Source organism: Arthrobacter sp. Y3223065 (assembly GCF_059090885.1).
This window is the reverse complement of the sequence record NZ_JBNHGC010000004.1, coordinates 311,068-337,264: the sequence shown is the minus strand read 5'-3', so window position 1 is coordinate 337,264 and position 26,197 is coordinate 311,068. Positions and strand designations below refer to the sequence as shown.

General features: G+C 64.1%; 14 protein-coding genes and 1 tRNA gene. 13 read left to right on the top strand and 2 right to left on the bottom strand.

Translation table 11 applies throughout. From position 1 onward, the window contains the following. Position 1: 1 nt before the first annotated feature. A complete protein-coding gene (locus tag AC5RUK_RS13195; protein ID WP_494152428.1) occupies positions 2–829 on the bottom strand; it encodes an ABC transporter permease in 828 nt (275 codons plus the stop codon). Continuing rightward, positions 829–1,797: an ATP-binding cassette domain-containing protein gene (locus AC5RUK_RS13190; RefSeq protein WP_494152427.1), complete on the bottom strand. Its 969-nt coding sequence runs from the start codon at positions 1,795–1,797 to the stop codon at positions 829–831. Before AC5RUK_RS13190 ends, AC5RUK_RS13195 begins: the two co-directional genes overlap by 1 nt. A 255-nt stretch (positions 1,798–2,052) precedes the next feature. Here AC5RUK_RS13190 and AC5RUK_RS13185 point away from each other — a divergent pair, with 255 nt between their 5' ends. The 13 genes from AC5RUK_RS13185 to AC5RUK_RS13125 all read left to right on the top strand — a co-directional run bounded on the left by AC5RUK_RS13185 (position 2,053) and on the right by AC5RUK_RS13125 (position 26,154). Then, positions 2,053–3,777, top strand: a complete 1,725-nt coding sequence (locus tag AC5RUK_RS13185) for an ATP-binding protein (RefSeq protein ID WP_494152426.1) — start codon at positions 2,053–2,055, stop codon at positions 3,775–3,777. 422 nt (positions 3,778–4,199) lie between these two features. After that, positions 4,200–5,237: a hypothetical protein gene (locus tag AC5RUK_RS13180; RefSeq protein WP_494152425.1), complete on the top strand. Its 1,038-nt coding sequence runs from the start codon at positions 4,200–4,202 to the stop codon at positions 5,235–5,237. Between the two features lie 205 nt (positions 5,238–5,442). Further along, positions 5,443–5,829: a SpoIIAA family protein gene (locus AC5RUK_RS13175; protein ID WP_494108057.1), complete on the top strand. Its 387-nt coding sequence runs from the start codon at positions 5,443–5,445 to the stop codon at positions 5,827–5,829. Continuing rightward, positions 5,819–7,402 carry a putative bifunctional diguanylate cyclase/phosphodiesterase gene (locus AC5RUK_RS13170; RefSeq protein WP_494152424.1) on the top strand — a complete coding sequence of 528 codons (1,584 nt, stop codon included), beginning with the start codon at positions 5,819–5,821 and terminating at the stop codon, positions 7,400–7,402. The genes AC5RUK_RS13175 and AC5RUK_RS13170 overlap by 11 nt, the downstream gene beginning before the upstream one ends. Positions 7,403–7,512: 110 nt before the next feature. Further along, positions 7,513–7,584, top strand: a tRNA-Gln gene (locus tag AC5RUK_RS13165). A 101-nt stretch (positions 7,585–7,685) separates the two neighbouring features. Further along, positions 7,686–9,179, top strand: a complete 1,494-nt coding sequence (glmU, locus tag AC5RUK_RS13160; protein ID WP_493987971.1) for a bifunctional UDP-N-acetylglucosamine diphosphorylase/glucosamine-1-phosphate N-acetyltransferase GlmU — start codon at positions 7,686–7,688, stop codon at positions 9,177–9,179. Further along, positions 9,176–10,156: a ribose-phosphate diphosphokinase gene (locus AC5RUK_RS13155; RefSeq protein ID WP_493987972.1), complete on the top strand. Its 981-nt coding sequence runs from the start codon at positions 9,176–9,178 to the stop codon at positions 10,154–10,156. The genes glmU and AC5RUK_RS13155 overlap by 4 nt, the downstream gene beginning before the upstream one ends. A gap of 637 nt (positions 10,157–10,793) precedes the next feature. After that, the gene (locus tag AC5RUK_RS13150; RefSeq protein WP_494152423.1) at positions 10,794–12,998 is read left to right on the top strand and encodes a helix-turn-helix transcriptional regulator; all 2,205 of its coding nucleotides are present in this window, start codon (positions 10,794–10,796) and stop codon (positions 12,996–12,998) included. Further along, the gene (locus AC5RUK_RS13145) at positions 12,995–15,697 is read left to right on the top strand and encodes a helix-turn-helix transcriptional regulator (protein ID WP_494152422.1); all 2,703 of its coding nucleotides are present in this window, start codon (positions 12,995–12,997) and stop codon (positions 15,695–15,697) included. Before AC5RUK_RS13150 ends, AC5RUK_RS13145 begins: the two co-directional genes overlap by 4 nt. Positions 15,698–16,294: 597 nt before the next feature. Then, positions 16,295–17,650 carry a diaminobutyrate--2-oxoglutarate transaminase gene (ectB, locus tag AC5RUK_RS13140; protein ID WP_494152446.1) on the top strand — a complete coding sequence of 452 codons (1,356 nt, stop codon included), beginning with the start codon at positions 16,295–16,297 and terminating at the stop codon, positions 17,648–17,650. A gap of 219 nt (positions 17,651–17,869) precedes the next feature. After that, the gene (locus AC5RUK_RS13135; RefSeq protein WP_494152445.1) at positions 17,870–19,249 is read left to right on the top strand and encodes an aspartate kinase; all 1,380 of its coding nucleotides are present in this window, start codon (positions 17,870–17,872) and stop codon (positions 19,247–19,249) included. A gap of 152 nt (positions 19,250–19,401) precedes the next feature. Continuing rightward, positions 19,402–24,882 carry a Pls/PosA family non-ribosomal peptide synthetase gene (locus AC5RUK_RS13130; protein WP_494152421.1) on the top strand — a complete coding sequence of 1,827 codons (5,481 nt, stop codon included), beginning with the start codon at positions 19,402–19,404 and terminating at the stop codon, positions 24,880–24,882. A gap of 21 nt (positions 24,883–24,903) precedes the next feature. Further along, a complete protein-coding gene (locus tag AC5RUK_RS13125) occupies positions 24,904–26,154 on the top strand; it encodes a heparan-alpha-glucosaminide N-acetyltransferase domain-containing protein (protein ID WP_494108051.1) in 1,251 nt (416 codons plus the stop codon). Positions 26,155–26,197 lie beyond the last annotated feature (43 nt).

Here is a 26,197-nt window from a genome sequence, read left to right as displayed (position 1 = left end):
CTCACAGCGTCTGCCGTTTCGTGGTCCGCACGCCGACGACCAGCCCAACGGCCGCGGTGAGCACCGCCGCCACCAGGCCCCACAGCGTGTCCGAGCCAATGGCGCCGGCGAACAGTTCCCGCTCGGCATTGACCAGATAGGTGAGCGGATTGAAGCGGCTGAGCACCTGCATCCAGCCGGGTCCGGCCTCCACAGGCAGCATGATGCCGGAGAGGATCATCAGCGGGAACAGCAGGGTCTGCTGCACGCCCCAGAACACCCATTCCGTCCCCTGGGTGACCAAGGCCAACGTGTAGGAGAGCGCGCCGACGCCGATCCCGAAGATCCCCAGAATCAGCAGACCCAGCAGGACCTGCAGCGGATGGAAAACAAACCCGAACGGGATGCAGACCACGGCGATGAGCAAACCCTGTGCCACCAGGGGCGCCCACTCTTTCAGCGCCCGGCCGATCATGAGCGAGGAGCGGGACAGCGGTGTCGCCAAAACCCGCTCATAGGAGCCGGTCATCAGTTCGTACTGCAGGTTGGAGCCGGTCATGGTGGTGCCGAACAGGGAGATCATGACGACGACGCCCGGCAGGAACCACTGCAGCGAGCTCTCCCCGCCAAATGCTTCGGCCCCGACGGCCGCGCCGAGCAGGGGGCCGAACAGGGCCAGGAAAATCAGCGGCTGCAACAGCGAGAAGATCAGGGAGAACGGATCCCGGAGAACCAGGAGCAGCTCGCGCCAAAAGACAAACTTGGTGTCCTGGACGATTTTGCCCAGGCTGGGTGTGGTGACCGGGGCGCTCCGACGGAGCTGTCCCGCGTCTGTCCGCTGCTGATGCATCAGACCTCGGATCCTTCCCGCAGGCTGCGTCCGGTCAGTTCCAGGAACACGTCGTCCAGGGTCGGCGGGTTGAGCTGGAGCGACATTACCGGAGCGCCGGCGTCGTCGAGCGCCTTGAGCAGTCCGGGAGCCAGCCGGGCGCCATCCGTGAGGCGGACGCGGAAACGGGCAGCGCCGTCGTTCCTGCTTTCTTCCAAGTCCCCATCCGCGGCAGCGCGGCCGAGGACGGCACGGGCGGCCTGGACCGAGTCCAAGGAAACCTCCACGGCCAGCAGGTCCCCGGCGAGATTGGACTTCAGCCGTGCCGCCGTATCGTCGGCAATGATCCGGCCGTGGTCAATCACGATCACCCGCTCGGACATGGAGTCGGCCTCGTCCAGATAATGGGTGGTCAACACGATGGTGGTTCCATGCTCGGCCCGCATCCGCATGATGTGCTCCCACAGGTTCGCCCGGTTCTGCGGATCCATGCCCGTCGAAGGTTCATCAAGGAACAGCAGCTGGGGCGAATGCATGAGCCCCAGGGCCACATCCATGCGGCGGCGCTGGCCGCCGGAGAGCTTGATGACCGTCCGCTTTTCCAAGTCCTGCAGGTCGAGCGTTCTCAACAGTTCGCGGGCACGCGACTGGGCATCGGCGGCGTTCATCCCGTAGAAACGGCCCTGCATGACCAGCTCGTCGCTGACCCGAAAGCTGTGGCCGCCGCCGTTGCCCTGGCCGATGTAGCCGATGCGTGAACGTACTCCTGCGGGATCGGCCATCACGTCCACGCCGGCGACGGTGGCGCTGCCCGAGGTGGGCCAGAGCAAAGTGGTCAACATCCGCAGCGTGGTGGACTTGCCGGCGCCATTGGGGCCCAGGAAGGCCACCAGCTCGCCGGGCGAAACATCGATGTCGACGCCCCTGACCGCCTCCACCGTTTCCTTTTTGTTCTTGAACTGCTTGGTGAGTTTGTCCGTGTGGATCACTGGGGCTCCCAGTCTCGGCGATGGCAAAACGCTACGCCCGCGGGGGCCCGGAGTCTACGGACACGAAGTCATCGCGGACAGCAACGGTCCTGGAAGCGCGACAGCGGCATTTCGGCCCCGTGGTGGGGGAGGGGTTTCGTGCAGGCAGACAGGGCCGGAACCTCCCGTCGTACCGGTGAGAGCACTGCTACTCTTCATTCATAACGTCGGGGGGCCGGGACGACGCCGGGCCGCGTTCTATGCAGGAGGAATGCAGTGCGGACCGTTGCAGGTGAGCCCGGGGCAGTTAGCCCAACCGTACTGGTCGGCGCGGTGGACCCTGCGACCCGCGAGTTCCTCCACAGCGTCCTGAACGATGCCGGAATGTCGGTCGCTGCCTTGACTTCCGCCGCCGAGGTCCTGGCCGAGATGCAGCGCAATCCGCCCGACATCCTCTTGGTGGACGCCGCCGATATGTCCCTGGCAGGGATGGAAGCCGTGCGACGGCTGTCGGACAGCCAGCCGGGCGCGCAGTGGCGTGTGATGCTCATGGCCACGCAGGACGAACTGCACTTGGTGGAGCGCGGGTATGAGCTGGGTGTCTCCGACTACCTGATCAAGCCGCTGACGGCATCGAGTGTGGTGAACCGTGTCCGCGTGACCCTCGCGAGGTCGGAACACCGGCGCCGGGAACGCAACGGGGTGGCCGTCCTGCGGGAGCAGATCCGGAACGTGTCCGATGGCATTCGCAGCACGAATGACCCGAACGAAATGATCAACCTTGCCCTGCGCGGCATCGGCGAGGCCTTCGAAGCCGACCACGTCTGGGTGCGTACCCTGGCGGACGAACGCGTGCCGCATACCGCCGCTCAGTGGACCAGTGATTCCACCCGCGAGGCCATGGCCATGCCCCACCGCACCGAGGAGCAGGTGCTGGAGCTGTCCTCGGCGCTCTGGGCCAGGCACAGCGTGCTCACGTCGGCCGACGACGGCGGTATCGACCTCGCCGCACATTCGCATGTGGCCGAATGGCTCACCACCGCGCAGGGCAAGGCATCCCTGCTGGCGCCCCTGGGGCAGGGCCCCAAGGCTTTCGGCTTGCTTTGCCTGACCCGCACGGGACGGCCGCGACCGTGGTCACCGGCCGAGATTTCGCTGCTTCAGCACGTAGCCGGCAACCTGGCGCACGGTCTGATACAGGGGCACCTGATCACGGCGCAACAGCAAGTCGTGGAAAAGCTCCGCGAGCTGGACCAGGCCAAGTCGAACTTCGTGGCAACGGTCAACCACGAGCTACGTACTCCGCTGACCTCCATCGCCGGATACCTGGAGCTGGTGCTCGACGGAGACGCCGGTGAGGTCCCGGATTCGGTGGCCAGGATGCTGAAAATCGTGGGCCGTAACGCCGCGCGGCTCCGCGAGTTGATCGAAGACATGCTCACCCTGTCCAGAATGGATTTCCAGGGCAGTGGCCTGAAGACGGAACCGGTGGACCTGCCGCGCCTCCTGAGCACGGTTTCCACCGCGCTGGAACCGGCTGCGCAGGCCAAGAACGTGAAGCTGGTCGGCGAGGGGCTGGACACCCGGCTCGCCGCTGACGGCGATACCAAGATGTTGGAGCAAGTCTTCACCAACATCCTGTCCAATGCCGTCAAGTTCACGCCGCAGGACGGGGAAGTGCGGGTCAGCGTCGGCCTCGGCGGAAATGACGACGACGGCGTCCCCTGTGCCGTCGTCAAGGTCGCCGACAGCGGGATCGGTATCCCGGGAGAAGACCTGCCGCAGCTCTTCTCCCGTTTCTACCGGGCATCCAATGCCCATGCCATCCAAGGCACCGGCCTGGGCCTTGCCATCGTCAAGGGGATGGTCGACCAGCACCGCGGCCATATTTCCGTGGAGTCCAGCGTCGGCGTGGGCACTACGTTCACCATCACTCTGCCGCTGCAATCCAACCCGACGAAGGAGCCCGCCGAGTCCTCGGACAAAGTCTCCGTCTCTTAAACCACAAAGGCCGTGGCGCGCCTCCGAAGATGCATGCCACGGCCTCAGCCGGCGAGCGGAATCCCGCTCTATTACTTACTTAGTGCGGCCAGTTGCCACTCTGAATAGAGTAGCCGCCAACGACCAGCGAAGGCTTGCTATCGGCGGCTGAGGCAGCCGTGGCGCCGGTAACAGCCAAAACTGCTGCTAAAAGTACTGATGCCGTAATCTTTCTCATCGGGCTCCCTCTTGGTTTATGCACAGTTTTGCAAAACTATGCAGCGGTGGTGACATGGACAAGTGTACATTCAGGAGCGCCTATCCAGCTAGAGGTTAAACGACACACAAGGACCCTTCACCCCCATTAGGCGGCCTCAGAATATGATCGGATGCGGGTGGGAGTACGATCTATCGCCCCGGCCATTAGCGTTTGGAGGATTCGCATGGTGTCGGTCAATCCTGAGGGAAGCGGAGTTTTTGCTGAACTGCGGGCTCGTGAGGCTTTCGGCCGTAGGGAATATGCGCAGGCGCTGAACCTCGCGAAGCAAGTATCTTCAAGGGCATTGGCTGCCGGGGATGATTCAACGTGGTGGCAGATGACAATGTTCCGAGCGGATTGTCAGCGGGCAATGGGTCTCAACCGGGACTGCATTGATACAGCTGTGCTTCTGCTGGAACATCCACTAACGGTCGGGTCCTCCGAGCTTCAGTGCCGCGCGTTGAACCTCTTGTCTGACGTTAGCCAGGCGGTAGGTGAACTTGAACAAGCGGTTGGATATGGTGTCAGGGCCGTCAGCATTGCTCGCGGCGGTGACGTGCCGCAGGATCTGCGTATTGGGTCCTTGCTTGCACTCATTGCAGCGTTGGCAGAGAGCGACCAACTGGAGCGCGCCTGGCAGGAAAGTCAACAACTCATCCGGCTGATTGACGCGAACATTGATGCTCAGACGGCAGGAAAGTGCTACTGGGTCGCGGGAAACGTCGCTTTCCTAAGACAACAGGCCAGCGACGGGGTGAAGTATCACAAGTTGGCGGCTGAGCATTTGTCGCCTTCGAATGATCTCGCTCTTTGGGCGTGGTTTAACCGAGCCTCGGCGGCTATGAGGTTAACGGCCGGGATCGCCGACACGGAAACGGCCGATTGTATGGAGCGTGCCGAACTCGCAGCGACCATTATTGGTACGGATGATGGAGACGTCTTCAAGAACATGCTCAACCGTGCGCATTGGCACTTTTTGAACGGTGAAGTGAGCAGCGCAATTGAGCTGCTGACGTCGATTTGTGCAGAGTCCTCAGCGATGGCACACCACACGGCGGGTGAAGCAAATATGTTGCTTGCAAAAGCCCTGCGGGAACAAGGCGATTGTGCATCGGCCCTACGCCACTTGAAGGACAGCCAAGCGTACTTTAGCCAAGCCGGTGCCAAGGACAGGGCGGCTCAAGTAGCAGCAGAAATCGCCGAATTCCCACGGGCTTCGTAATATAAATTCTCCACCGTGTCATTGGGCGTGTCGTGAACTCCGTTCGTTTACGCTGTGAACAATCGGCAGTTCTGAAGCAGTGAGTTCTGGATTTGTTGGACGGGAGCGAAAGCTTCCATCGAATCGTTGGGGAGCGGATGCACGTGCTAGGTCATGGTTGGCCCGAGAGGGTTGCAGGAGCGGTATCCAATGACGACGCGGCCGCATGAGGCGCGTGATTGACGCGGCCGGCGCCGTTGCAGCCGACGTGATCAGTGCCGGCGACGGCATCATCAGCGTCGATCTTCCCCGGGGAGCAGCCTTCACCGACGAAGTCGCGGCCCGCACGTCAACACAGCTTCGCGTGCTTTCCGGCGGCCACCCTTGCCGTGTCTTGATGCGGATGAAGGGAGTCACATCGATCTCCCGCATGGCCCGGTCGATGCTCGGGCGGCACACCAACGCTTCCGCCATTGCCCTCGTGGGTGAGTCGCCGGTGGACCGGGTGATCGCTAACTTCGTGCTGGGAGCCGAACCCTCGGAATGCCCGGTCCGGTACTTTGACTCCGAACCACAGGCCCTTGCGTGGCTGGAACGGGACAATGCCGCATAATCCCGACCCGCGGCTCCAGCTGCTGGTCGACGGAATGGTCCGCCTGGCCGGGGGCGATCTGACCACGAGAATCCAGCCCTCGCCGGCCCGCGACGAAATTGATGCTGTCATTACCGGCGTCAACCTCCTGGCTGAGGAGCTGCAGCTCAGCTACATGGAACTGGAACAGCGCGTCGAGCTACGGACGGCTGAGCTGCGCCAAGCCCATCGGGACATGAGCCGGATGGCCCTGACGGATGCTTTGACCGGGCTGGCGAACCGCACGGCCTTGGCGAAGGACATGGACGCCGCGCTCGATGATGCCCGGTCTGGCCAGCGGGCCCCGGCATTGCTCCTGCTGGACATGGATTCCTTCAAGCAGGTCAATGACAGTTATGGCCACGACGCCGGCGACCGCGTGCTCACGGTCGTGGCGAACAGGCTGAGGTCCATCGTGCGCGACGGCGACACGGTGGCACGGCTGGGCGGCGACGAGTTTGCGGTCCTTCTTCCGCGCGCAACGACGGATCTCGCGCTTCAGATGGCCCAGCGGATTCTGGGCGTGCTCAATGACGAAATCCAACTGGACGAAGTCACTGTCTGGCCGCAGGCCAGTATTGGCGTGCGCGTAGCAGATGCGGCACAGAGCGCGCAGGGCCTGTTGCTGGACGCGGACACAGCCATGTACGAGGCGAAAAAAGACCCTCAAAACCGCACCAAGATTTTCCAATCCCACATGCTCCAGGCACGCCAACTGCACAACCAGATGGCGTCCGAACTCCGCGGAGCCATCGCGACCGGCGGCTTCGAGCTCGAGTACCAACCGGTGGTGGATCTGTGCACAGGCCTGCCAATCGGGGTGGAAGCGTTGGTCCGGTGGAATCACCCGGTGCGCGGACGGGTGATGCCGAGCGATTTCATTCCCATGGCGGAACAAACCGGCCTGATAGTTGATCTCGGCCGGTGGACCTTGTCCGCGGCCGCACACCAGTTTGCCCAGTGGTCCGCCGAACTGACGCTGGATCCGGGGTTTCAGATCCGTGTAAATCTCTCGGTGGCCGAGCTTCAGCGCATCGACTTGGTGGAGCATGTTCGCGGGGTCCTGAGGGACTCAGGAATGCCGGCCGAGTCGCTGGTCTTGGAAATCACAGAGACCGGCCTGGTCACTGGGGGCGAAGTCGAAACCTACTCCTTGCTGGCCCTGCGGAAGCTCGGGATCGGCATTGAAATCGATGACTTCGGAACCGGCTACTCCTCAATCAGTTACCTGCGCCGGTTGCCGGTCGATCTGGTCAAGGTGGACCGGTCCATCATTGCTACGCATTCGGCCGACGGCTCGCAGCAGGATTTCATCGGCGCCGTACTGCAGCTCATTCGTGCTGCGGGGCTGGACGCGATCTTCGAGGGCATCGAAACGCGGGAGCAAGCCGAACAATTGCGTGATCTTGGCTGCACCGGTGGCCAAGGGTTTTACTTCAGCAAGCCGGTGTCGGCATCACGTATCGCCCAGCTGTTGCGCAGCGGTGCCTGCCTGCCGGCGGCCGCCGAGCCGTCTGGCGAGGACGAACTGAGCCTGGCGACCCGGGCCGAGTGACCGGTACGGATACCATCTGTCGGCGGCCCGTGCCGCCGAGTCGCATCGAGGTTGGCAAACGTGGCAAAATGGACACTTGTGCCACCGGGTCAGTATTCGTGGCGGCACAGTCCGCCCTGGTGTAATGGCAGCACCCCGGCCTTTGGAGCCGTGGAGTATAGGTTCGAATCCTATGGGCGGAACGACCACCGTCCGGTAAACGGGCGGTGTCGCGGCAGGTAGTATGCCGTTAACGGAAATGCACCGGCCACACCGGAATCAGCGCAGCGAGGAGTGCCACTTAGTGAGCCCCCAGGACGTCCCTGAAAAAAACGTCAAAAACGCTTCAACACCGGCAGCGGTCATCGTCCTGGCCGCGGGTGCGGGCACCCGGATGAAGTCCAAAAAGCCCAAGATTTTGCACGAGATCGGCGGCGTCTCCATGGTGGGCCACGCGCTCGCCGCGGCACGCGGCCTGGCACCCACTGTGCTCGCCGCCGTCGTACGCCACGAGCGCGACCGGGTGGCGGAGCACATTTCTTCGCTGGATCCGGACGTCCTGATCGTCGACCAGGACGAGATCCCCGGTACCGGGCGTGCAGTGGAAGTGGCGCTGGATGTGCTTCCTGCCGAACTGGACGGCCCTGTGGTGGTCACCTACGGCGACGTTCCGCTGCTGACCACGGCGCTGCTCAAGGAACTCGTGGCCGAGCACGCGTCCAGCGGAAATGCCGTGACCGTGCTGACCGCGGTCCTCGATGACGCCGGCGGGTACGGGAGGATCATCCGCGCCGACGACGGCAGTGTCCAGGGCATCGTCGAGCACAAGGACGCCACGGAAGAACAGCGCGCGATCCGCGAGGTCAACTCCGGCATCTATGCCTTCGATGCCGGTGTCCTTCGCGCTGCCTTGTCCAAGATCACCACGGACAACGCCCAGGGTGAGAAGTACCTGACCGACGTGCTGTCGCTGGCCCGGGCCGACGGCGGTCGGGTGGCCGCCGTCGTCACCGCCGACCGCTGGCAGGTGGAGGGGGCCAACGACCGGGTCCAGTTGGCGGCCCTTGGCGCAGAGCACAACCGGCGGGTCTTGGACGCTGCCATGCGGTCCGGCGTCAGCATCGTGGATCCGTCATCCACCTGGATCGACTCGACGGTGACGTTCGGCACCGACGTGACGCTGCTGCCCGGCACACAACTACACGGCGCCACCCATGTCTCCTCCGATGCGGTGGTGGGGCCGGAGACGACCCTGACGAACGTGACCGTGGGCGAAGGCGCATCGGTTGTCAGGACGCACGGCACCGATTCCGAGATCGGGCCCGGCGCCACCGTTGGCCCGTTCACCTACCTGCGCCCCGGCACGGTCCTGGGCGAAAAGGGCAAGATCGGCGCGTTCTACGAAACCAAGAACGTGAGCATCGGCAAGGGCGCCAAGCTGTCCCATCTGGGCTATGCCGGCGATGCCGAGATCGGTGAGAACGCCAACATTGGCTGCGGCAACATCACCGCCAATTACGACGGCGAGAAGAAGCACCGGACCGTCATCGGCTCGAACGTGCGGACCGGCTCGAACACCGTCTTCGTCGCTCCCGTGCGCGTCGGCGACGGTGCCTACTCCGGCGCAGGCGCAGTGATCCGCAAGGATGTGCCGCCCGGAGCGCTCGCGGTAAGCGTCGCACCGCAGCGGAACCTTGACGGCTGGGTGCAGAAGAACCGCCCCGGCAGCTCATCTGCAGAAGCTGCCTCCCGAACTTCCTCCACGCAATCCCCAACTGCAGAAAGTGATCCTTCATGAGCGGAATCAAGGCACAGGGCGAAAAGAGGCTGGTGCTGGCCTCCGGACGCGCCCATCCGGAACTGGCGCGGGAGATCGCCAAAGAGTTGGAGATCGACCTCCTGCCGACGTCCGCCTACGACTTCGCAAACGGCGAGATCTACGTCCGGTTCGAGGAAAGCGTGCGCGGTACTGACGTGTTCGTGATCCAGGCGCACCCGGCTCCCATCAACGAGTGGCTGATGGAGCACCTGATCATGGTGGACACGCTGAAGCGGGCCTCCGCCAAGCGCATCACCGTGGTCGCTCCGTTTTACCCGTATGCCCGGCAGGACAAGAAGCACCGCGGCCGGGAACCGATTTCGGCCCGTCTGGTGGCCGACATGTACAAGACGGCCGGCGCGGACCGGCTGATCTCCGTCGACCTGCACACGGCGCAGATCCAGGGCTTCTTCGACGGTCCAGTCGACCACCTCATGGCTATTCCGCTCCTGGCCGAGTACGTCCGCACACGGGTCGACCTGGACAACTTGACCGTCGTGTCCCCGGATACCGGCCGCGTCCGTGTTGCCGAACAGTGGGCCGAGCGATTGGGCGGGGCTCCGCTGGCCTTCGTGCACAAGTCCCGCGACGTGAACGCGCCCAACCAGGCCGTGTCGAAGCAGGTCGTCGGTTTGGTTGAGGGACGCACCTGCGTGCTGATCGACGACATGATCGATACCGGCGGAACCATCTCCGGCGCCGTCCAGGTGCTGAAGAACGCCGGCGCCAAGGACGTCATCATCGCGGCAACGCACGCCGTGTTCTCCGATCCCGCCGCCCGCCGGCTTTCCGAGAGCGGTGCACGGGAAGTGGTGGTCACCAACACGCTGCCGATCCCGCCGGAGAAGAACTTCAAGGAACTGACCGTCCTCTCCATTGCTCCGCTGATCGCCCGCGCGGTCCGCGAGGTCTTCGAAGACGGCTCGGTCACGAGCCTCTTCGACGGCAAGGCCTGACAACGGCGTTCCGAACCAAGTTCCACCAGCCTTAACGGGTTCCCGAGCGGGGCCGGCGACGGGGGAGCCCGAAGAAACGGGCCACCCCGTCGCCGGCTCCGTTTTCCGTGTCCGGCGGTGGAATGCCGCCCGGAGCGACGCCCGGAGCAAGAGCTTTGACCCGCAGCCCTGCGGCTGGAGTGGCAAGGGGGCCCGCTGGCTGTGAGCTGTTCCAAGCGGGTAGCCCGCAGCCGGCGTCTAGGTAGCGCAACGTCAAGACGCGTAGCGTCCCCCCGTGCCCGCGTGGTTCCAGGCTCCTACATTAGGGATGTGGGCCGGGAGCGGCCATGGCAGAATCGGCCGAGCGCCAGCGGAATTCCCCCTCACCGCTGAAGCGCAGGCCGAGAGTGGTCCCGAGGTTGGAGCAGTCCTCCGAGACCGGGATTGTGCCTTCGCCACCGTGGATCGTCTGCCGCTGCCGTTCCCGGCCCACCTGCTACTCGTATACAAGGCCCGGCTTGCTGGCTATGGTTAATTTCACGTCCGATGGGGGTTGGGCGTTGGGGGCAGGGGAAAGAAAGACGGTCTCGCCATGAAGGCTGGAACTTTATTCAGTCATGCGCTTGTGCCCGGCCCGGACAGCGTTCTGATCGGCCGGGTGGAAGCCACAGGAGCGATTCTTGAAGCGCTGACGGACAGTGAATCCGCGGGCGCAGTCGTAGTCGCGCCTTCCGGATACGGGAAGACCCTGCTGGCACGGCATGTGGCTGGACAGCTTGGGGCGAGTGTTCTGGTCGTCCAGCTGCGGGGCACCGCGTACGCGCGCAGCCGCTCCTACGGCGCGCTGACCTACTTGCTGGCCGAGTTGGATGACTCGCAGCTGGCGCACCCCATGCTGGTTCTCGATGGACTGTCACAACAGCTCAGCCAGGCGGCCGGCAGGAGAGACGTCGTCCTGTTCATCGATAATGCGGAGCATTTCGACGGCGACTCCGCCACACTGCTCAGCCAACTGGTCCAGCGGGGAGACGCACGGGTCATCATCCTCGCCCGGGACTTTTCGGCGGTTCCACCGGCGTTCCTGCGCCTGGGCCACGACCCGCGCCTGCAGCGCATCGACCTGCCTCCGCTGGATCAGGCGGAAGTTGGCGAGTTGGCTGCGGCCGGGCTGGACGGACGGCTTTCACGCGAAGCCGCGCGGGTGCTGCAGGCGCATTCCGGCGGGAACCCGAGGTTCGTTCCGTTGCTGGTCAGGGACTATGTTTCGTCAGGTGCTCTCCGGGAACGGTACGGTGTTTGGGTTCATACCGGGAATCCAGTCCGGTTGGGACCGCTCACGGTAAGCACGGTGTGTGCGACCCTGAGCGGCTTAAACGATGACGTACTGGATCTCGCCCGCCAGCTGGCGGCATCCGGCGGTCTTTCATTGTCCGATCTGCAAGCAGCCGGACGCGGCGAGGCCCTGGACCAGCTTCAGCACCGCGGAATCGTTGGCATCGGCTACCGTCCGTTCCCAGTGGCCGACATCGCCGACCGGCTCGTGGCCGAGGCCGTGCGCGCAACGTCGCCCGACGGCCATTATCGATCCCGGCCACTAGCGGTGAACCGGAGGACGGGCGCCCGCAGCCAGCCAGGACCGGTCCAGCACGGCTTGGTGCCGCCGCTGGACGCGGCCCGGTCCATGGTCTTCCACGGTGAGTACGATCGGTCGATAGGGCTGCTTCGGCGCTGTGCGGAGGATCCCTTTGTCCCGACCTGGCAGAGGCTGCTCAGCCGGGCCCTGCTCTGCGAATCCTTGGCCATCACCGGGCGCGGTGATGACGCACTCGCGTTCGCCGACGAACTCCGGCCGGACCTTGCAACGGTGTCTGAGGAATTCCGCCTGGAGATCCAACAGCACCGGGCCGCGGCTTACTTGCTGTCCGGCTCGTGGCTGGGCTCTGGTGGAAGTGTCCGCCAGTGCGGCCGCCATGGTGATGCCAGCGGTACCTGGGAGGAACTGGTTGACGGCATCGTGCTGGCCTTGACCGGTGATCTGCACCGCGCAGCGGGCCTGCTGCGTTCCGCCCGCGCCCAAGTCTCGGAAGCGGACCCGGACGGATTGGCACCGCTCGCCGAAGCGGCCTCGGCTTACTGCCGGGCCGTGCTCCATGAAGTCGGCGGTGAGGCGGGAGCAGAGCCCCCCGGCAGCGGTCCAAGCCCTTGGCTCATCAGCCGCTTGGAACGGCATTTTCGCGCCTTGGCACGGGCGGCCGGCGGCGACGTCGATGGTGCGCTGCGACTGCTTCGGCAGCAGGCGGCTGCGGACCGGTCAGCGGCGGTCGGCACAATTGAGCTGATGGCGTTGGCGGCCATGGCGCGTCTTTCGGGGGTTGACGAGGACCAGCGGATGCTGGAACTTGCCACCCGGTGCCAGGGACCTTTCGCCGCTGTCTGTGAAACGTATGCGAAGGGGCTTGCCGCCGGAAATGCCAGCCTGCTTCTCCAAGCGGCCGAGCAAGCGCAACGCGCCGGTCACCTGGCCTTCGCCCGCGACGCGGCCGGCCAGGCTGAGGCGGCCGCAGCCAGATCTGGGCGGGCCGATGTCCTCCGCAGAGTCAGGCGCAACATTCGTACCTTCTTGACGGACGGGGCGGCACCAGGCTACGAGGCCGCATGGCGCGGGCGCCTCACGGCGCGTGAACAGGATGTAGCCCGGTTTGTTGCTGAGGGCCGCAGCAATCACGCTGTTGCCCAGGAACTGGGTGTCTCGACCAGAACGGTGGAAGGCCACTTGTACCAGGTGTTTGCCAAGCTGCTCATCCGCAGCCGTCAAGAGTTGGCCGAGATGCTGGCTCCGGAATCTCCGGGCACAACGGCATGAACGTCCCCGGCTCCGGGGGCGGGCGCCGGAACCTCATCGATGCCGTAGCAGGATGTCTGGCCGGCCATGCTACTGGCGGCGCGGTGCTTTACGGGGACACCGGGATAGGGAAGTCCACCGTCGCGGATGAGGTAGTCCGGAGCCTTGGAGACACGGTGCGGGTGCAGCGGGCACGGGCCGAACAAACGCTGGCAAACGTGTCCTACGGGGCGCTCTTTCCTTATCTAAGGGGCGTGACCGCGGCGGAATTGGACTCTCCGCTGGCAGTCCTGCGCACAGTGCGCTCCTCCCTTGCCGAGGGCTCCGACGGCGAGGCACGTCCCCTGCTGCTGATTGTCGACGATGTCCATGACCTGGACGACGCGAGCAGTTATCTGCTGGCGCAACTGGTCATGGCGCGTTCGCTCAAGATCCTGGCGCTCTGTCGAAGCTGGAGCTCGCAGCCGCGTGAACTCCTTGGATTGTGCCAGGACGGGATCCTGGAAGCCTTCGAAGTACCGCCGCTGACGACGGCGGAAGTCCGCCACAGCCTTGAGCAGATGCTCGGAGGGAGGATAGCCGGCGGGACTGTGCAGTTGCTGCAGCACAAGTCCGTGGGAAATCCGCACCTGCTAAAGGCGCTGGCCGCACACGCTGCTGCAACAGGCGCTGTGGTGCAGCACCACGGATTGTGGCGGATGATCCGGGAACCCACTGGACTCGATCCAGTCACCACTGATCTGTTCAAGGGACTCGTCAATGGGCTGGATGCATCACAGCGGCGTGTATTGGACATCGCCGCACTGGCTGGCCCGGTGCCGGCGGCAGCGGCCGGTTCCCTCTTCGACAGCGCGGTGGTCCGATCGTTGGAGGAGGTGGGGCTGTTGGCCGACATGCATACCGGGGACCTTACCGTGCGGCTCCGGTTCCCGGCGTACGCCGATGTTATCCGGTCCATGGTTCCCGCAGGACGCAGCGCGGAACTGCTGGACCAGTTCCTGGACGTCTTGAACCGTCTGGAACCATCGCCGGAAAGAACCAGTGTGGAGCTGGCGCGCTGGCAGATCGACGCCGGCCGGCCGCCATCACCTGAAGAATCGTTGCGCGCCGCACGACATGCCAATGACGAGTGTGACCATCCGCTGGCCTTGCGGCTTGCCGATGCCGCGGCCACAACCGGCCACTCTGCCGCGGCCCATGTGGAACTGGCGCGCGCCCATTGGGGGCTGGGCGACAGTACGGATGCCAAAACGGCATTGGACCTGGTCAAGGACACCGCGGACCATCGAACTATCGCGGCCGCCGCGCTCCTCCGGGCGTCCCTGGTTGAGCCGGAAGCCGACTACCGGGTTCAGCTGGAAAGGATCTCGGCCGGTTGGATGGAAGCAGCGGGAGCGCAACCCCCGACGGCCCCGGGCGACGCCCCGGTCGCCACGGCAGCTTGCCTGGATGCAGCAACCGGCGCTTGGTTGCTGAGGGCTTATGCCCACACGTTGGAAGGAGACTTCGGAGCAGCCCTTGATCAGCTGGCGGCCCCTGCCGGTGGAGCTGAGGATGCTGTTGCCCGGCTGCTTACCGGTACCGTCAAGGCGCTGTGCTTCGCGGAAACCGGCCACTTCCGGCAAGCGGCGGAAGCCGGGACAGAGGCCCTACAGTTGGTCCAAGCGACTCCCTCGCTGCGGGCCCTCTATCCTTTCGTCTTCTCCCGCCATGTGGAGTCCTTGTTGATCTCCGGCCGCTACCAGGAAGCCGAACGCGCCCTGGATGATTACGGCAGGAGCGCTCCGTGCCGGCACCGTTGGTTTTCAGGTACCGAACCCGCTCTACGAGGACTGCTTCTCTTTCGACGGGGCCGAATGAAGACTGCGGTCCATGCGTTGGCGGAGGGTTTGGGGCCGCTGCGGCATGAGGATCAAGGGATGCTGCTTCCGTCCGCGGTCGGAGCTGCGGCAGCTGCTGCGGCGATGTTGTGCAACGGCGAGCAAGCCACAGACTTCCGCACGGGCTTGCAGGACGAAGCGGTCACCGGGAGGCGCCCGCGCCTGCTTGTAGCCTCTGCTTTCGCTGCGGTTGCTGCAACGTGCCGCGAGGGTCCGCCGGGGAAGCCACGTCCGATTCCGGTCCTTCTGCAGGCAGAACTTGAGGCCCGCGCGGGGACAGCCAGGGCCGCAGGATGGGTCAGCGCGGAGAAAGAGATCCTGGAGCAGCAGTTGCTGCTCGGGGACGGTGCCGGGGCGGACCGTCTCGCGGAACTCTGCGCCCCGTTGGATGGACCCGAAACCCAGGCTTTGGCGGCTGTCGCGTCCGGCCGGGCGTCATCGGATCCGGGGGACCTGATGGCAGCAGCCGAGATGGCGACGCGGGCAGGCAAAGACCTACTCGCGGCCACGGCACTGGCATGGGCATCGGGCATCTACGAGCGGCAGGGGCTTCAGCGCCAGCACAACGGTGCACTGCACCAATTGCGGGTGGCGCTGCGTCAACTCGAGGGTGTTGCGACTCCTGCGATCGAGCGTGCCCGTGGGGGTGGACCGGCCTTGACCGCGCGGGAGCAACAAATTGTCTTCCTGGTGCGTCAGGGTGCCACCAACAAGCAGATCGCGGAGTCCTTGACGCTCTCTCCCCGGACGGCCGAGGGACACCTTTACCGGATATATCTAAAACTCGGGGTTGAGAACCGCAAACAGCTGATTCAGTATGCCGAAGCACTGGATCAGTGAGGCCATCAGTAAGTATCTGAACGCGCGGATCCAAGTACCGCTTGGCAAGCAGTACGTAGGCAGTCGGGCCGGCCGGGCGGGAATCAGCCGATTTGGCGGTCCAAGTCGAGTGTCGGCTACTGGGGCATACAAGGTAGCCGCTTCCTAGGCTGAAAGTGTCGAAAGCACCGGAAAACACAAGGGGGCATGGGCTTTCGACGACATCGGTTTCGGGACAGTTCGCAGACATGCGTCGGCGGGCTGTGCATCCATCCCGGCACCGCATTGGGGATACGGGCCTCACCTGAGCCACGGGCAGCAACGCGCTTCACAGTGTCACGGCAGTAGCGCAGCGCACGCTGGTCGAGCGCAGAATCCGTCTGGTGGAACGGATTGGGGACCCGGTTAAACGCATTGGGGAATGGTCATGATCGAAGAATTCGTCAAGGTCTCGAGGGTCCGCCACCCGCATGGACACTCATACGACGGCCCCGCACCGTCCGAGGCAGCAGGAGGGGACCCCGGCGTCGTCCGGGCCGGTCACCCGGCAGTCCCATGCTCCCCTCGCTCCGAGGAGATACCCCGGGGGCAGTCCGCGACAGCTAAGGCAGACAAATGATGGACATTTTTGCATCCCTGGAGTCGGAGGTCCGCAGTTACTGCCGGACGTGGGATACCGTTTTCGACTACGCCGCCGGGGACAAGTTGTATAGCGAGGACGGCAGGGAATATCTGGACTTCTTTTCCGGCGCAGGCGCACTTAATTACGGGCACAATAATCCGCTTCTGCTGGAGCCGCTGATTGCGTATTTGCGCTCCGGCTCGATCGTTCATTCACTAGATATGAAGACGACGGCAAAGCGGCGATTCTTAGAGACGTTCCTGGAACTTATCCTGGCGCCGCGCGGGCTGGACTACAAGGTCATGTTCACGGGCCCCACCGGAACGAACACCGTCGAAGCGGCGCTAAAGCTGTCGCGCAAGGTTACTGGCCGGCACCAGGTGCTGAGCTTCACCAATGCATTTCACGGGATGACGCTCGGCGCCCTGGCGGTGACGGGCAATTCTATGAAGCGCCAAGGCGCAGGAGTTCCGCTCAATAACGCCTCCAGCATTCCTTACGATGGTTATTTTGACCAGCCGACGGAAGATTTTCTGTGGCTGCAGCATGCGTTGGAGGACAGCGGGTCCGGAATGGATAAACCCGCCGCAGTCATCGTGGAGACTGTCCAGGGCGAGGGAGGGCTGAGAGCTGCCGGTGGAAGGTGGTTGCGGCGGCTCGCCGATCTCTGCCACCAGCACGGTGTGCTTCTTATTGTTGACGATGTTCAGGCCGGGTGCGGGCGCACCGGCACGTTCTTCAGTTTTGAGGAAGCAGGCATCCGCCCCGACATTGTCTGCCTGTCCAAATCGCTGTCCGGCTTCGGACTGCCGCTTGCCCTCATGCTGTCAAAGCCCGAACTAGACATCTGGAAGCCTGGCGAGCACAACGGCACCTTCCGCGGCCATAACCCGGCCTTCGTCACCGGGACCGCTGCGCTGGAGCACTTCTGGAACGGCCGCGGATTCGAACAAGACATCGCTGCTCGGGCCGCACAGTTGCACGCAGCTCTTGCAACGATGGCGGCCGGAATCGAAGGCGCCCGTGTCCGCGGCCGCGGGCTCTTGGCCGGCCTGTATCTTCCGGACCGGACAATGGCACGAAAGGTTGCCGCCGAATCCTTCGCCCGAGGCTTGCTCGTAGAAACCTCCGGTCCGGAGGGAGAAGTGGTCAAAACCATGCCGGCGCTGACCATCAGCGCGGAAAACATGACCCGCGGGCTTGACCTTCTTGCAGAGGCGGTCCGGTCGGTTACCGGTGAGCGGCGCGACGAAGTATCAAGCAACCGCGGCGGGGAAGTTCCGGGGGCACGAGCATCCACTTCCGTTCTGCAGCAGGCAGTCAGTGAGCCGGCCGAGCACATTGGCAGATAGGTGGAAAGCGCTCCGGCCGCGCGCCGCAGGGCAGGCCGGAGTTGTGGCGGGCAGGGCACCGCACCGAGGTGCAGCGCAGTCCACGAAGATCGGGGGACCAGGGTGAAAAACTTCAAGCGCATGGATGGGGCTGCTGTCCGGATGGCGAAGGACTCATTCGCCCTCCCGCGCAGCGCCTCGACGAGCGGCGGGGCGCTGCCGGGCGGACTGCCGGTAACGATGGGCACGGCGGGACGATCGACGAACGTCATAGTGCAGAAGTACGGTGGCTCGTCGGTGGCGAATGCCGCAGGCATTCGACGCGCTGCTCAGCGGGTGGCTGAGACACAGGCCTCTGGATATCAAGTAGTAGCGGTGGTTTCCGCCATGGGCGACACCACCGACGAGTTGTTGGATCTCGCGGCCAGTGTCTCGCCGCATCCACCTGCCCGCGAACTCGACACCCTGTTGACGACCGGCGAACTCGTTTCGGCGGCCTTGCTGGCGATCGCGTTGGCCGATATGGGGGCCGATGTTCGGACATTCACCGGCAGCGAGGCGGGCCTCATCACCGACGACTGCCATGGCAAAGCGCGCATTATCGATGTCGATCCGCGCAGAATCCGCACCTGTCTGAAGAACGGTCAGATCGCCGTCGTGGCAGGGTTCCAGGGTAAAAGTCGCAAAGGGAAAACGGTCACCACTCTGGGAAGGGGAGGTTCGGACCTGACCGCCGTCGCGCTCGCCGCAGCACTGGGTGCAAGCGTCTGTGAGATCTATACGGATGTGGACGGTATCCATACGGCGGATCCGCGGATAGTACCCAATGCCCGCAAGATTGACGTGCTCGCCAGCGAGGAAATGCTTGAGTTCGCGGCCGCGGGAGCAAAGGTTCTCCACCTCCGATGCATTGAATACGCTCGTCGTTTCGGTGTCCCCATTCATGTCCGGTCCTCGTTCGTGCAAAAGCGGGGCACCATGATTCTGCCCAGTCTCGACCAGCCCCATTCGAATGCGCACGCAGGCGAACAGACTCTGGTTTCGGGCGTGGCAAGCGTCAACTCTGCAGCACAAGTCACCGTCGCTGGCATCCCAACCTGCTCGAGGACCGCAGCGCGGCTCCTTCAGGAACTCGCCGCATCGGGGCTGCACATCGAGATGATCGCCCAAAATCCGCGGGATGCGGGCGCCGAAATCGCCGATATCACCTTCACCCTTCCATCCGCGGAGGCGCCGGCAGCCATTTCGGTCTTGGACGCAGCCCAGAGCTGCATCGGTTTTGAAGCGATCTATCACAATGACGAAGTGGGCAAGGTCTTGCTCACTGGACTCGGGATGCGCTCTTCGCCCGCTACCTTGAGCACTTTCTTCAAAGCGCTCTCGGACGTCGGAATCAGTCCGGAAATGATCTCAATTTCGGAGCTGTGCATCGCTGCTGTGGCACGCACCGATGAGCTTGCCGATGCTGTCCGCGCGCTCCAGATCGCCTTTGGCCTGACGCCTTTGGAAAAAGACGCCGCGCCGTTGGACAAGGAAGCCGTGGGGGACCGTACGCAAGACACACTTCCTCCGTTCGTCGTTCAGGCTGTCGCCTCTACACGGCCAGGATCTTCTCTCTGACGTCGGGCTGAAAGGGAAGGCGCAGGCGCAGACACCCTGCCGGGCCGGCACAAGGACCCGGCACAGGACATGGGCTTTCTGCGCCACCTGAGCAGGGACTAACCGCAGCAACCCCATCTACCCAAAAAGCACCGCCGATACGGGAGGTACCAATGGCTCCAGCCGAGAACTCATACTCTGGATCAGAGGACACCACCATGGTCGTCGGACAGTTGCCGGTGCGGAAGCGGCGGGCCGGTGCCCACGAGACGGCTCCGGAAACATTCGCCACGCAGGCCGCCCGAACCGACCAGGCCCCGGCAGGAGTCAACGGACGGGCCGGCAGCACGGTTGCTCCCTCGACCGCAGTGTCCTCGGGGGGCCCTGCGCCAATCCCTCGCACTTTGTTGGACATCCTTTTTCGCACCGTGGACGAGTACCCGGACGCGGTAGCGCTGGATGACGGCACCACCTCGTTGAGTTACCTGGCGTTGCTGGGGCGGATCGAGTCCCTGGCCCTGAACCTGCGCGAACGCGGGATCGGTGCCGGAGACCGGGTCGGCATCCTGATGGCCCCAGATACGATCGACCTCTATATCGCCGTGCTGGCCGTGCTCGTCCGCGGCGCGGCATACGTCCCTGTCGATCCTGACGAGCTAGGGGACCGGGCCACGATGGTCTGGGAAGAGGCAGAAGTATGTGCGGTAGTCGAATCCGGGCTGCGGGTCCGTCCCGTGATCGAAGCGCCCTCCCATGGGGAAGCCCGCCCGCCCACCGCCGACGACGATGCGTGGATCATCTTCACTTCCGGCTCGACTGGCAAGCCCCAGGGGATTGCTTTTTCCCACCGGTCGGTGGCCGCCTTTGTGGACGCTGAAGCGTCCGTCTTCTGCACCGAGGAGCCGCTCGGGCCCGGCGACCGTGTGCTGGCCGGTCTTCCCCTCAATGCCGACACTTGCGAAGAGATGTGGCTGGCCTGGCGAAACGGCGCCTGCCTGGTGCCGGCCCCACGCGATGTGATCCGCTCCGGCGAGGAGCTGGTTCCGTGGATGGCGGCACGGGGTATCACCGTGGTCCCCACGGTGCCGGCCCTGGCTGCACTTTGGCAGGCGGAAACGCTGCAAAACGTTCGGTTGCTGATCTTTGGCCGCGAGGCGTGCCCCGCGGATCTTGCGGCACGACTGGCCGCCCCCGGCAGGGAAGTCTGGAACACCTACGGGCCCACCGGAACCACCGTCGTCGCCTGCGCCCAGGCCGACGGGTCGACTCCTGTACGCATCGAACGCCCGTTGCCCGGCTGGCAACTGGCCGTGGTGGACAAGGACGACACGCCTGTCGCATGGGGCGAAGAAGGAGAACTGGTCATCGGCGGGGTCGGCTTGGGCCGGTGCCTCGATCCCGGCGAAGATGCCGAGAAATATGCTCCCGTGGACACCCTGGGCTGGCCTCGGGCTTACCGCACCGGAGACCTCGTCCGCGCCGATTCTGAAGGCCTCGTATTTACCGGCCGGGCCGACGGGCATGCCGAACCTGCCGGACGGGGACTCGAACTGAGCGAGACGGCGCACGGCGCGGCGCCGTACGAGGTGCGCTCAAACGATTCGGTACCCGCGGCTGACGCGGTTCATGAGGCGACGGCAGATATTTTGGACCCGTTGCTGTTGCAGTCCCCGCACCGCCAGAGTGTGCGGTGGTCGCCGGGTGAGCGTCTGGAAGCGCTCTTCGAGAGCCGATGCGACTCGCTGCGCCGCGAAGGCCGAGCAAGCCAGTTGGCTGTCGACTCCGGGGACTCGACGTTGACCTACGATCAGCTTGACGCGCGGGCCAATCAGCTGGCCCGGCACCTTCTCGCCGACGGAGCACGGGCCGGCGACCGTATTGCGCTGCTCTTCGACGATGCGCTGTGGTCCTACGTCTCGATGCTGGCGGTGCTTAAGATCCAGGCGGCGTATGTGCCGTTGGACGCCGGATTCCCGCCGGACCGGATGGGCTACATCATGGAGGACTCCGGGGCCAGCTGCGTGCTGACCTTGAGCCACCTGGCCAGCCTGTTGCCGGAAGGCTGCGCCCGCGCCCTGACTTTGGACGCGTTCGCCGCGGACATTGCGGGTCTGCCCGGCTCCCGGCTCACCGACAGCGAGAAGCCTGACCCAGTCGAGAACTTGGCCTACATCATCTATACCTCCGGGTCCACCGGCCGTCCCAAGGGGGTGGCCATCGAACACACCAGCATCTGCAACTTCGTCCGGGTCGCTGCCGAGGTCTACGGATATCAGAGCGACGACCGCGTCTATCAGGGGCTGACAATCGCCTTCGACTTCTCCGTCGAGGAGATGTGGGTGCCGTGGATGGTCGGTGCGACTCTGGTGCCCAAGCCGAGTTCGAAGAGCCTGCTCGGGGCAGACTTGGAACGGTTCGTCATCGACAACCGTGTTACCGCGATGTGTTGTGTACCCACCCTGCTGGCCACACTGGAGCATGAGCTCCCTGGCCTGCGTTTTCTGCTGGTCTCCGGTGAGGCCTGCCCGCGCGACCTGGCCGAGCGCTGGCACCGGCCGGGCCGGAGGTTCCTCAATGTCTACGGGCCTACCGAAGCGACCGTGACCGCCACGTGGGACATTATGCACCCCGACAAGCCGATCACCCTCGGCCAGCCACTGCCGACCTACACGATCATGATCCTGGATCCAGAGGAGCCACGGGCACTGCCACGGGGCGAAATGGGTGAGATCGGCATCGCCGGGATCGGGCTAGCGGTCGGTTACGTGAACCATCCCGAGAAGACAGATTCAGTCTTCATCCCCGACTTCATGGGCATTCCGAACAATCCCTCCGGACGAATCTATCGCAGCGGCGATCTTGGCCGCATCACCGACGACGGGTTGATCGAGTACCACGGCCGGATCGACACCCAGGTCAAGATCCGGGGATACCGGATCGAGCTGTCCGAGATCGAATCGGTGCTCCTGCAAGTCCCCGGGATTGCTCAGGCAGTGGTCGAGACGCATGATTCAGCACCGGGGATGACCGAGCTCGCCGCGTTCTATACGTTGCGCAAAGGTGTCTCCGATCTCGCGCCCGAGATGATCAGGGAGGAGCTCCGCGACCGACTGCCGAGCTACATGGTCCCGGCCTTCTACGAGCAGCTGGAGACCATGCCGATGCTGCCCAGCGACAAGGCCGACCGGAAGAACCTGCCGACGCCCAGCAACCGGGTGGGCGCTTCGGTCGACGCCGAGTACTGCGAGCCGGCGTCGGACGCCGAGGCGGCTCTGGCGGAGCAGCTCGCTGACGTGCTGGGATTGGGACGCGTCTCCGTCGAGGCTCACATGTTCGACAACCTCGGGGCCAACTCACTGCTGGTTGCGCGCTTCTCCGCTGCGCTGCGCACACACACCGACCTGCCGCCGGTCGGTCTGCAGGTCATTTACGAGCATCCGACGATCCGAGCGCTCGCTGCGGCGATCACTGCTCCGACCGCCGCCGAAGTCTGGGCGGAACAGGAAGCGCCCGCCCGGCCAAAACGAGGGCGGATTTCCACTTTCGACATGGTGCTGTGCGGTGTCCTGCAAGCAGCGCTCTCCATCGGCTACTCCTACGCCTTCATCACGGCGATCGTGGCCGGCTATACCTGGGTCATTGCAGGGGCCGACGTCCTGGAGATCTGGGGACGTTCGATCGTCGTCGGGGTCAGCTTCTTTCTGGCTCTCAGCATCGTGCCGATCCTGCTCAAATGGCTGATCCTCGGACGGTGGAAAGAGCAGAACATTCGCATCTGGTCCCTGGCATACGTCAGGTTCTGGTTTGTCCGTGTGCTGGTTAGACTCAACCCGCTGGCCTACTTCGTGGGCACTCCAATCCTTCCGTTCTATCTGCGGTTGCTGGGGGCCAAGATCGGCGCCAACGTCACCATCCTCACCCCCATTACTCCGGTGTGCACCGACCTCTTGACGATCGGCAGCGGGACGGTGATCAATAGGGATACGTTCTACCTGGGTTACCGGGCCCATAACGGGTGGATCCAGACCGGCCGGGTCACGCTTGGCCAGGACGTCTTGATCAGCGAGAGGTGCGTGCTGGACATCGGCTCTACGATGGGTGACGGAGCGCAACTCGGCCACTCGTCGTCGCTGCAGCGACTGCAGTCCGTACCCGCCGGCGAAAGCTGGCACGGATCCCCTGCGGTACCAACGGACGTGAACTACCGGTTGGTTGAGCCGGTGCGGAGCAGCCGGTGGCGACGGCTCACCTACAGCGCGTTCGTCCTGATCAACAACACGGTCCTGCTCGGCCCGCTGCTTCTGCTGGCCATCGCGCTGCTCCTGCCGGCCTACGTGGAAACCGGCCATGTGGACCATGCGAACCCTGGGTTCTACTTGGACCTGGTATCCGCTTCTTTCGTCTTGCTGTTCGGTGGCATGTTCGTCGGTCTGACCGCAATGCTGACGGTTCCTCGGCTGCTCAACCTCTTGATCAAACCCGGGCAGGCCTATCCACTGTATGGTTTGCGCTATGCGGCCCACCGACTGATCTTCCGGATGACCAACGTCTTCCAGTTCATGCATATCAGCGGGGACAGCTCCCTGGCTGTGCACTACCTCCGTTTGCTTGGCTACAAGCAGCCCAACCTGGAGCAGACAGGATCGAACTTCGGGACGGAACTCGACCACGACAACCCTTACCTGACCACCGTAGGATCCGGAACCATGATCTCCGACGGGGTGTCGATCAGCAACGCCAACTACTCAAGTACGTCCTTCCGCGTTTCCGAGGTAAAGATCGGTGCGAAGAACTTCTTCGGCAACGACATCCCGTATCCCGCCGGCGCTCGTGCCGGCGACAACGTTCTTTTCGGCAGCAAAGTCATGGTTCCCATCGATGGCGAGGTCCGGCAAAACGTAGGCTTGCTCGGTTCACCGGCATTCGAGATTCCCCGGTCGGTCGATCGGGACACAGCGTTCCTCAAGGTAAACCGCCGGGAGGAAATCGTCCGCGGGATACGGGCCAAGAACCGGCACAATGCGCTGTCGATTGGACTGTATCTGGCCAGCCGGTGGGTTCTCGTCCTCGCCGGCATGCTGGCGTTCTCACTCGCCATCATCCTGTTCCCCGGTGTACCGGGCCCCGGGCTCTATGTGGGCACGGTCAGCTTCGGCGCCTTCATGATCGCCTTCTTCATCGTGCTCGAGCGTGCCGCCCAGGGATTTAAAGCGATGGTCCCGACCGTTTGCTCCATCTATGACGTGAAATTCTGGCGGCACGAACGGTTTTGGAAGTTCATCTCGTATCCGCTGTATTTCTTCGACGGCACCCCGTTCAAGCCCCTGTTCTGGCGCCTGCATGGCGTGCGGATGGGAAAGCGGGTCTTTGACGACGGCTGCGTCATCCCGGAGAAGACGTTGGTGGCCATCGGTGACGACACGACCCTCAACCTCGCCAGCGTCGTCCAGTGCCACTCAATGGAGGACGGCGTCTTCAAGCTCGACGCCATCACCATCGGCCGGGGGGTCACCTTGGGCGTCGGCGCCTACGTGCTCTACGACGTCGCCATGGGCGACGGTTCGGTGCTGGAGGCCGACTCCTTCCTGATGAAGGGTAGCCAAGTGCCGGAAGGCGCGCGGTACGGCGGCAACCCTGCACGGGAGATCGTCTAAAACCGACAAAGAAGGACGTAGATGAGCCCCATGCAGGACAGGCAGGGACGCGACGTCGGTCCTGCAGACGCTAAGTCGATGCAGAACCGGCGGCGGCTGATCGGCATTGATGCGGCCCGCGGCCTGGCCCTCATCGGGATGATCGCCATTCACATCTTGCCGGACGCGAACGAGGACACCGGCGAGCCGACCTTGGCGTGGATCCTGTTCGCCGGCGACTCCGCTGCGCTGTTCGCCCTCCTGGCCGGAGTGGGCCTGGCCCTGTCCTCCGGCGGGTACAGACCGCACACGGGGCGGAAGATGGCGGGGGACCGTCTGGGACTGGCCGTGCGGGCCGTCCTGATCGGAGTCATAGCGCTGGTGATCGCACCCTTCTTGCAGCAGGAGGACCCTCCTGCCTACGGCATCTTGATCTACTATTCGGTGTTCTTCCTGCTCGCCATTCCTTTTCTCCATCTGCGGCCCAGAACATTGTTCATCAGTGCAGCCGTCTTCGGCATTGTCTCGCCGATCCTGCTGCAGAAGCTGGATCCAATGCTCCCAACATCGTCGACGTTCAACCCCACCGTGGGGCATTTCTTCTTCGAACCGGCCGGCGTGACCTCGGATCTACTGCTGACCGGCTCATATCCGGCGCTGCCGTACATGTGCTACATCCTGACCGGCCTGGGGATCGGACGACTGGACCTGCGAAAGCCCAAGGTGCAAGGCTATATCGCCGGTATCGGTGCAGGCCTGGCGATCTTTTCCAACGCGGTCTCAGCCATCCTGCTGTACGGCATGGGAGGCTTCGAGCGGCTGCTGGCCACCAGCGAGATGACGGGTGAAGAGCTGGACTATGGTCTCGTCTTTGGGCCGGGGATCATCCCGGACACCTCCGCTTGGTGGCTCGCCATCGCGACTCCGCACTCCAACATGCCGTTGGCGATCGCCAGCAGCCTGGGGCTCGGTCTGTTGGCGACCGGTCTGTTCCTCCTGGCCGAGCGGGCGGTCGAACGCTTGCTGACACCCCTTGCCGCGATGGGCACGATGACCCTGACGCTCTACTCCGCCCACCTGCTCGCGCTCAGCCCTGAGGTGCACTACGACGCACCATTCCTGTGGTTCCTCGTGCATCTGTCGGTTGCCGTGGCGTTCGGCGTGGTCTGGAGCCGGTGGCTCGGACAAGGCCCCTTGGAGAGACCGGTCGCTGCGGCTGCCAAAAACTTTCGAGAGATCGTGGACGACGGATCATCCGGCTCCAGCGCGGCATCCGGAACGTTTCCCCGTTGATTAGGGACCAGCGGAACACCCTGCATGCCTGCCATCGGACATT